General features: G+C 72.6%; 9 protein-coding genes and 1 pseudogene. 7 read left to right on the plus strand and 3 right to left on the minus strand.

What is annotated here, in order from left to right; translation table 11 throughout:
- Together ACFQ79_RS39465 and ACFQ79_RS39470 are read right to left on the minus strand one after the other, a co-directional pair.
- Nucleotides 1–292, minus strand: a pseudogene (locus ACFQ79_RS39465) (hypothetical protein); the annotation flags it as partial.
- The gene (locus ACFQ79_RS39470; protein WP_383592937.1) at nt 289–459 is read right to left on the minus strand and encodes a hypothetical protein; all 171 of its coding nucleotides are present in this window, start codon (nt 457–459) and stop codon (nt 289–291) included. The gene ACFQ79_RS39470 and the pseudogene ACFQ79_RS39465, both read right to left, overlap by 4 nt.
- A 241-nt stretch (nt 460–700) precedes the next feature.
- Between ACFQ79_RS39470 and ACFQ79_RS39475 the strand changes: the two genes are divergently transcribed.
- Entirely contained in the window at nt 701–1,522 is an 822-nt protein-coding gene (locus ACFQ79_RS39475; protein WP_383592940.1) for a BTAD domain-containing putative transcriptional regulator, read from the plus strand.
- 56 nt (nt 1,523–1,578) lie between these two features.
- On the opposite strand, the gene ACFQ79_RS39480 is transcribed toward ACFQ79_RS39475, so the two are convergent.
- On the minus strand, nt 1,579–2,628 hold the full coding sequence (locus ACFQ79_RS39480) for a DUF6081 family protein (RefSeq protein ID WP_383592943.1): 1,050 nt from the start codon (nt 2,626–2,628) through the stop codon (nt 1,579–1,581).
- Nucleotides 2,629–2,794: 166 nt separating this feature from the next.
- Between ACFQ79_RS39480 and ACFQ79_RS39485 the strand changes: the two genes are divergently transcribed.
- From ACFQ79_RS39485 to ACFQ79_RS39510, 6 genes are all read left to right on the plus strand, one after another.
- On the plus strand, nt 2,795–3,706 hold the full coding sequence (locus ACFQ79_RS39485) for a pseudouridine-5'-phosphate glycosidase (protein WP_383592946.1): 912 nt from the start codon (nt 2,795–2,797) through the stop codon (nt 3,704–3,706).
- Entirely contained in the window at nt 3,703–4,371 is a 669-nt protein-coding gene (locus ACFQ79_RS39490) for an HAD family hydrolase (protein ID WP_383592948.1), read from the plus strand. Before ACFQ79_RS39485 ends, ACFQ79_RS39490 begins: the two co-directional genes overlap by 4 nt.
- Before the next feature lie 138 nt (nt 4,372–4,509).
- Nucleotides 4,510–5,595: a DUF6081 family protein gene (locus tag ACFQ79_RS39495; RefSeq protein ID WP_383592951.1), complete on the plus strand. Its 1,086-nt coding sequence runs from the start codon at nt 4,510–4,512 to the stop codon at nt 5,593–5,595.
- On the plus strand, nt 5,592–6,560 hold the full coding sequence (locus ACFQ79_RS39500; RefSeq protein ID WP_383592954.1) for a DUF6081 family protein: 969 nt from the start codon (nt 5,592–5,594) through the stop codon (nt 6,558–6,560). Before ACFQ79_RS39495 ends, ACFQ79_RS39500 begins: the two co-directional genes overlap by 4 nt.
- Before the next feature lie 14 nt (nt 6,561–6,574).
- Nucleotides 6,575–6,997, plus strand: a complete 423-nt coding sequence (locus ACFQ79_RS39505) for a lipocalin-like domain-containing protein (protein WP_383592957.1) — start codon at nt 6,575–6,577, stop codon at nt 6,995–6,997.
- A 37-nt stretch (nt 6,998–7,034) separates the two neighbouring features.
- Entirely contained in the window at nt 7,035–7,496 is a 462-nt protein-coding gene (locus tag ACFQ79_RS39510) for a PPOX class F420-dependent oxidoreductase (RefSeq protein ID WP_073904120.1), read from the plus strand.
- The last annotated feature ends 69 nt before the right edge of the window (nt 7,497–7,565 follow it).

The following is a 7,565-nucleotide window of genomic DNA, read 5'->3' on the forward strand; positions in this document are numbered from 1 at the left end:
GGGGGCCGCGGGGGGGGGCCGGGCCCCCCCCCCGCCCCCCCCGCCGCAGGGCCGCCACCAGGGTGGCGACCTCGTCCCCCGTGAGGGCCGTCGTCAGCTCGCGCTGCAGGGCGGCCAGGTCACGGGTGCCGTCCAGGAGCGGGGCGAGGGCCTCGAGACCGGGGGCTCTCAGGGCCGTCACCTCGCGCTCGGACAGCAGATAGGTGGCGTCGTCGGGCACCACCTCGACCCTCATGTGGCGCTTGAAGCCCAGAGGTCGGGGAGTGGTGCCGTCCGCCGTCGGGGTCGTCACACGCCGGCCGGAGCACCGTCGTGACCGGGGACCGGGCCCCACGTGAAGGTGACGAGGGCGACGGCCTCGTCGCCGGCGCGGTCGAGGTGGTCGATCCGAAGACCGGAGGTGTCAGGAACCGAGTTCGCGGAAATAACACCCTGGAGGGTGCCGGAATTTCTGTCCATGATAATTCTCCGTTAATTGTCGGAAGCGCTCGGACGATGCCGTGGACGGCACCGGTGACAGCGATTCTTCCGGCGTGCGACACGGTGGGACCAGTGTCTCCGTCACGGCCTGCTCCATGAATTCCTCACCCCGCCGGCGGGGTATGAAGGCTTCATGCCCCAGGCCGTGAATCAGGCACTGGGGTGCCGGGCATTCTCCGTGCCATGCTCCTGGTGCCCCATTCCCTTGCGGAGGAAGAGCATGGACATCGAAATACTGGGACCCCTGGACGTACGGATGTCCGGCGAGTCCATCGTTCCAACCGCCGGCAAGCCCCGTCAGATCCTCACGCTCCTCGCCCTGCGGGCCGGTTCCGTCGTGCCGGTCGCCACGCTGATGGACGAGGTGTGGGGCGACGCCATCCCGCGCAGCGCCAACACCACCCTGCAGACCTACATCCTCCAGGTGCGGCGGCGCATCGCCCGGGCCCTGGGTCCGGACGCCGCGGCCTCCGCGAAGGACGTGCTGGCCACGAGCTTCGGCGGCTACCGCCTCACGACCCGTCCGGTGCACTGCGACATGACCGATTTCCACGAGCTGGTGGCCCGGGGCGACGCCCAGCTCGCCGAGGGCGACGCGAGGGCGGCCTCCACCAGCCTGCGGCAGGCCCTCGCCCTGTGGCGGGGCCCCGCGCTCGTCGACGTGCCCATGGGCCGGGTCCTGGCCACCGAGGTGCTGGGCATGGACGAGGCCCGCACCCGGGCGCAGGAGTTGCGGATCGAGGCGGACCTCCGGCTCGGCCGGCACACGGCCCTGGTGGGCGAGCTGCGGATGCTCGTGTCCCAGCAGCCGCTGCACGAGAACCTGCGCGGCCAGTTGATGCTCGCCCTGTACCGCTCCGGTCACGCCTGGCGTGCGCTGGAGGCGTACCAGCATCTGCGTGAGACGCTCGTGGACGAGCTGGGCGTCGACCCCTCGCCCCGGCTGCAGAAGCTGCACCAGGCGGTGCTCGCGGGCGATCCTCGTCTGGAGAGCCTGGAGACCACGGCGGCCGGGGACTTCCTGCAGCGCGCCGTGGGGTGAGCGGGTCGCGGCGGCCGTCCCCACCGCTGCCGCGACCCGCTCGTCGGTGGGCCGGGTCAGTTCTCCCGGGCTATCCGCGCGTACCGCACGTCGATCGACGCGCCCTGGCCCCAGAGGCGGTTCTCCGGCCGGCTCTCCTCGTCGACGAAGGTCTGCGGCGTGGGCGAGCCGACCCGGGGCGCGAAGTAGAAGTCCGGCGTGGAGTCGAGCTTCACCAGCGCCTTGCCCTGCGGGCCCGCGGCCGCGTCGAGGACGGTGAACAGACCGAACCCGCAGGTCAGCTGATTCAGCTTGAGGCGCTCCTCGGTGCCGCCGTGGTCCAGGATCATGTACTTGCGGTCGAAGGCACGGGTGCCGATGCGGTCCGTGGACAGCACCGTCCTCCCGTCGACCTTCCAGCTGACCCGGGTGCCGCCGCCCTCCAGCCGGACCTGGAGCGTGGCGTACTCGCCGGGGGTGCGCTCGGCGACCGGGATCGCGTACGAGTAGGCGGCGTAGGTCTTGCCGGCCTCGGGCAGCCGCTCGTAGATCGCGAAGATCCGGTTGTTGATCACCGAGAAGTCGAAGATCGCCTTGGTGTCGAAGTCGGCGGTGACCACGGCCGCGGAGGCGAGCCGGACGTCGGTGTTCGGATTGGCCACGGCGGCGCCGAAGGGGTGCCGCTCGGTGCCGTAGGTCCGGCCGCTCACCCGGGTCGTGCAGGTGAGGGCGCCGGTCGCCGGGACGTCGAAGCCGGGGGTGCCCGAGCTGGCGGTGGCGCGCGGGAAGGCCAGCCACTTGCCGTGGTCGCCGCTGCCGTGTCCGCCGTCGTCCTGCTGGCCGGTGGTGGTGCGGAAGGCGGGCTCGCCGGTGACGGCGTTCCGGCCCGCCGGGGTGACATCGAGTCCCGCGGCCGAGGTGGTGACGACACCGTCGCCCTGCGGGAACTCGCCGCCGGCCTCGCCCAGGATCTGCCAGGTGTTCGTGGTGTCGAAACCGGTGCGGAAGTCGTCGGAGAGGAGCGTCTGCACGCCCCGGTCCTTCGCCTGGGCCGCCGGGTTGAACACCAGCGCGACCAGCGCCGCCGCCGCGGCGGCGGCCGCCCTGCTCCTGATCCGTCGTGCCATGTCATCTCCCGTGAGGTGCGTGGATGTCCGGCACATCCTGGGCAGCGGCCCCTGAATTTCGCTCGAGAGGGCGCTCGACGTGCACTCGACCGGGCTTCGAGGGTGCGGGCCGAGCCTGAGCACCGTCAGTCCCGGAGGTACGGAGAGACACGGAGAGGAACCCGGTATGGATTCGTTGCTCGAGGTCAGCGACGAGGTCGCCACCGCGCTCGCGGAGCGGCGCCCTGTGGTCGCCCTGGAGTCCTCCCTCATCACCACCGACCCGTCGTCCGAGACCGCCTCGCTCATCGAGAAGGCGGTCCGGGACACGGGTGCGGTCCCCGCGACGGTCGGTGTGGCCGGCGGGCGTTTCGTGGTCGGTATGGACGAGTCCGTGATCGAGCGGTTCGCCACCACGAAGGGCATCCCCAAGATCAGTGCACGGGACCTGGGTTCGGCGCTGGCCGGCGGCGGTCTCGGCGCCACGACGGTGGCCGGCACGATCGTCATCGCCGAGCGGGCCGGGATCGAGGTGTTCACCACCGCCGGCATCGGCGGAGTGCACCGGCGTGCGCAGGAGTCCTTCGACATCTCGGCGGACCTGCTGCAGTTCACCCGTACCCGGATCACGGTCGTCTCGGGCGGTGCCAAGTCCATTCTCGACGCGAAGCTGACGGCCGAGTACCTGGAGACCGCCGGCGTACCGGTGTTCGGCTACGGCACCGACCGGCTGCCCGCCTTCGTGGTGCGCGAGGCCGACGTGCCGGTGACCCGCGTCGACGACCTGGCGGTCGCCGCCCGCGCGGTCGACTTCCACTGGGAGGTCAACGGCGACTCCACCGTGCTGCTCACCTCCCCGATCGCGCGCGAGGACGCGCTCGACGGCGAGGAGCTGGAGCGGGTCATCGCCGAGGCGCTCGAACAGGCCGACCGGGACGGGGTGGTGGGGAACGCCATCAGCCCGTACCTGATGAAGGCGGTCGCCAGGTCGACCGGCGGGTCGATCGCGGCGGCGGGCCGCTCGCTGCTGCTCAGCACGGCACGGGTGGCGGGCGAGTTCGCCGTCGAGCTGAGCAAGGTGCGGGCGGGCGGCCGGTGACCGGTCCGGTGCGTGCCGTCCTGTTCGACCTGGACGGCACCCTGGCCGACACCCCGGGCGTCATCGCCCGGCTCACCGTCGAGGTCCTCGCCGGGCACGGTTTCACGCCCGGTGAGGACGAGGTCCGGGCCACCGTGGGCCGGCCGCTCGACCGGAGCCTGGCGCGGCTGACCGGGCTGCCGGCCGAGGACCCCGTCGTCCGCGACGCGATGGCCGAGTACGGCCGCCGCTTCGGCGAGCACGTGCGTGCGGCCGGGCCCGACCTGCTCTATCCCGGCGTGGCCGGGCTGCTCGACCGGCTGAGGGACGAGGGGCTCGCGCTGGCCGTGGCCACCTCGAAGGTGTACGCGGCGGCGGCCGCGATCGTGAAACTGACCGGTGTCGACGACCGCTTCGACGCCCTCGCGGGCGACGACACGGCGGCGCGCGGAAAGCCGCACCCGGACATGGCGCTGCACCTCGCCTCGGTGCTCTCCGTCGACCCGGCCTCCTGTGTGGTCGTGGGCGACGGGCTGCCCGACGTGGAGATGGGCCTGGCCGCGGGGATGCGGGTGGTCGGCGTCTCGTACGGGGTGACGCCGGCCGCGGAGCTGACGCGGGCCGGCGCGCACACCGTGGTGGACAGCCCCTCGGAGATCGCGGCGGCCGTTCTCGGCCTGCCCTGAGCCCTCCTTCCAGGTCCGGGCGGGCGCGCAGCCCGTCCGGACCGGCACGCACTCCGCCCGGACGGGCGTGCATCCCCCGAGCGGGCGTGAATCCCCCCGGGCTGCCGTGAATCCGAAGAACCTGCAGAAGGGTCCGTCATGGCGCGCAAGCGCATCCTCACCACACTGCTCCTGAGTGCCGCGCTGAGCGCGGCCACCCTGGCCGCGCCTTCCGCCCCGGCGGGCGCCGCCGAGACCGCGAAGGGCGGCCCGCGCCCCTACCGGGTCGTCTGGGACGACTTCCGGCACGGCTTCCGCACCACCGGCGCGGACGCCCCCTGGTTCCAGGTCGCGGGCGGCGGCTACAAGGCCGACGACGGCATCGTCACCACCTCGGGCCGCGGCCTGCAGGTGCGCTCGCGGGGCGTCAACCCCCGTACCGGCGAGCCCGCGTTCACCCAGACTATCCCGCAGATCACCCCGAGCGGGGCGCCCGGCTCCGGCGATCACGCCAAGTGGCTCGCCTACACCAGCCACACCTCCTCGCACGGCTTCCCGGGCTTCGACGCGGTGCCCGGTCAGGTGCTGTCCTGCGAGACCACGCTGTCCGGCCGCACCTACGGCACGGCCGGGCACCCCTTCGGTGACGCGGTCGCGGACGGCGAGGACGATCCCCGGCTCGCCTCGGTGATGCTGAACACCATCGACAACGAGACCTCGACCGCCTTCGACTTCGTCGTCACCAACAAGCGCATCTACGCCTTCTACGGACGGCCGACCTTCGGGCGGGCGACGCTGGGCGACTATGCCTCGTTCGCCCACACCGTGCCGCTGGCGACCCGCAGGCCGGGCTCCGTCCACAAGCTCAAGATCGCCTACGACCGTTCGGCGGGCCTGGTCCGCTGGCTGATCGACGGCCGCGAGGTGCTGCGCGTCGACCGCATCGGCTTCCGTCTGGACCGCAGGACGCTGACGCTCGACGAGGGCGGCGTCGAGGGCCGGGTCGCGCCGCGCCAGCTCAACTGCGGGATGGGGCTGCTGTCCCTGCTCGACGGCTCGTACCCGACGGGCAAGGGTCTCGTCCGGCTCTCCGTCCACACGAACTACTTCGAACCGTCGGTCGGCGAACCGCGCCAGGAGTCCTTCGTCGACGAGCGCAGCGCCGAGACCAGCCGGATCTACGGCCAGGGCGGCGAGTTCCGGATGAGGAACCTCGTGGTGTCGAGCGTGAGGAACCGCCGGTGACCCCGCTGTGGGAGGACGACTTCCAGGATCCGGAGGCCACCGCCGGCCGCTGGGCGCCGATGACCCTGGGCCCCTTCGTGCCGGACGACGCCGACATCCACGTCACGCCGTCGGAGGGGCTCAAGGTGTCGGCCCGGGCCACCCACCCGGTGACCGGGGAGCCGGCGTTCACCGACACCCTCGGGCAGGAGGACGGTCCCGGCGCGCTGCCCGGCGCCCTGGACGCCGTCAAGTGGCTGGTCTACGCGGATGTCACGACCCCGGGCGGGCTGCCCGGCTTCGAGGCACCCGAGAGCGGTGAACTCCGCTTCGACGCCTGGCTTTCGGCCCGTACGTACGGCACCGGAGGTCACCCCTTCGGCACGGCGGTGGAGGAGCCCGGGGCCGACTTCCGGCTGGCGACGGCGGCGATGAACGCCGCCGACGTCGAGACCGGACTCGCCTTCGACTTCTTCGTCACCGACCGGCGGATCTACGCGGTGCACGAGCGGCTCCCCATGCTGCGCCCGCACCTCGGCGGATACGCCGCCTTCACGGCCGTGGTCCCGGTCGGGGACCGGGAGCCGGGCGACGTCCACCGGCTGACCCTGGCGTACGACCGCTCCGCGGGCCGGGTGCGCTGGCTCGTCGACGGCGAGGAGCGGCACCGCGCCGAGCGTCTCGGGCGGGTGCCGGACCGTCGCCACGTCGTGCTCGACCACGGCGGCGAGGACACCGACGTGACACCACGTCAGCTCAACGGCGGACTTGGGATGTTCACGGCGCTCGACTGCGCCTCGCCGACCGGCGGTCCGGCGCTCGTCCGGCTCACCACGGCGGACGGGCTGTACCGGGCGACGGACGGCGGCGGCGGACCGCAGGTCTTCCTGGACGACAAGAGCCTGCCGGGCAACCGGCTGTTCGGCCAGGGCGCGGCACTGAACGTCCGCCGCTTCACCGTCTCCACCGTCCCGGCGGGCCGGTGAACGTCGGCGGGCCGGTGGACGACCGCGGGCCGGTGGACGACCGCGGGCCGGTGAACGTCGGCGGGCCGGTGAACGTCGTCGGGGCGTGGACGCTCGTCTCGTATCTGGACCTGGACGAGGCGGGCGGCACCGCGGAAGGCCCGCTCGGCCCCGCGCCGAGCGGGCTGCTGCTCTACAGCCCCACCGGTCACATGTCGGTCAGCATGGGACGGAAGGACGCCCCGCCGTCCGGCGACTCCTTCATGGGGTACGCGGGCCGCTGGCGGCTGAAGGACGGCGTGATGGTCCACGAGATAGACGTCAGCTCGCACGCGCACATGAGGGGCACCACCCAGCTGAGGGACGTGTCCCTGGCCGGCGACCTGCTCACGCTCGGCGGGACGGCGCAGGTGGGCGGACTCCCCCAGCGGCGCGTCCTGACCTGGCGCCGGAGCTGAACGGAACACCGTACGCAGAGAGTCGAGGAGGATCGGCATGCCCACGTACAAGGACGCCCCCGAGGGCTGGTGGCGCGAGTTCATCATGGCGGACCCGCCGCGGACGGCGAAGGCCGCCGTCGTCCGCAAGGACGGCAGCCCGCACGTCGTGCCGGTCGGGGTGATCCTCGACGGCGACGAGATCGTCTACACGATGCAGAAGGACAGCGTGAAGGGCCGCTCGCTCCAGCGGGACGGCCGGATCGCGCTGCTCTGGGACGACGAGCGGCCCCCGTTCTCCTTCGTGCTCGTCCGGGGCCGGGCGACGCTCGACGAGAACGTGGACGAGCTGCGCCGCTGGACGGCCCGGATCGGCGGCCGGTACCACGGCAAGGCGCGCGAGGAGGAGTTCTCCGACCGCTTCACCATCCCGAACGGGGTCGTGGTCCGGGTGAAGATCGAGCAGGTCGTGGCCCGGGTGGACCTGTCCGACACGGTGAACGTCAAGCCGGAGGACTGACCGTCCGGGGGCGACGAAGGGCCGGACCCGCTGGAGAGCGGGTCCCGCCCGTAGCGCGTGTCACCCGCG

Source organism: Streptomyces sp. NPDC056480, assembly GCF_042795405.1.
Lineage (GTDB): Bacteria > Actinomycetota > Actinomycetes > Streptomycetales > Streptomycetaceae > Streptomyces.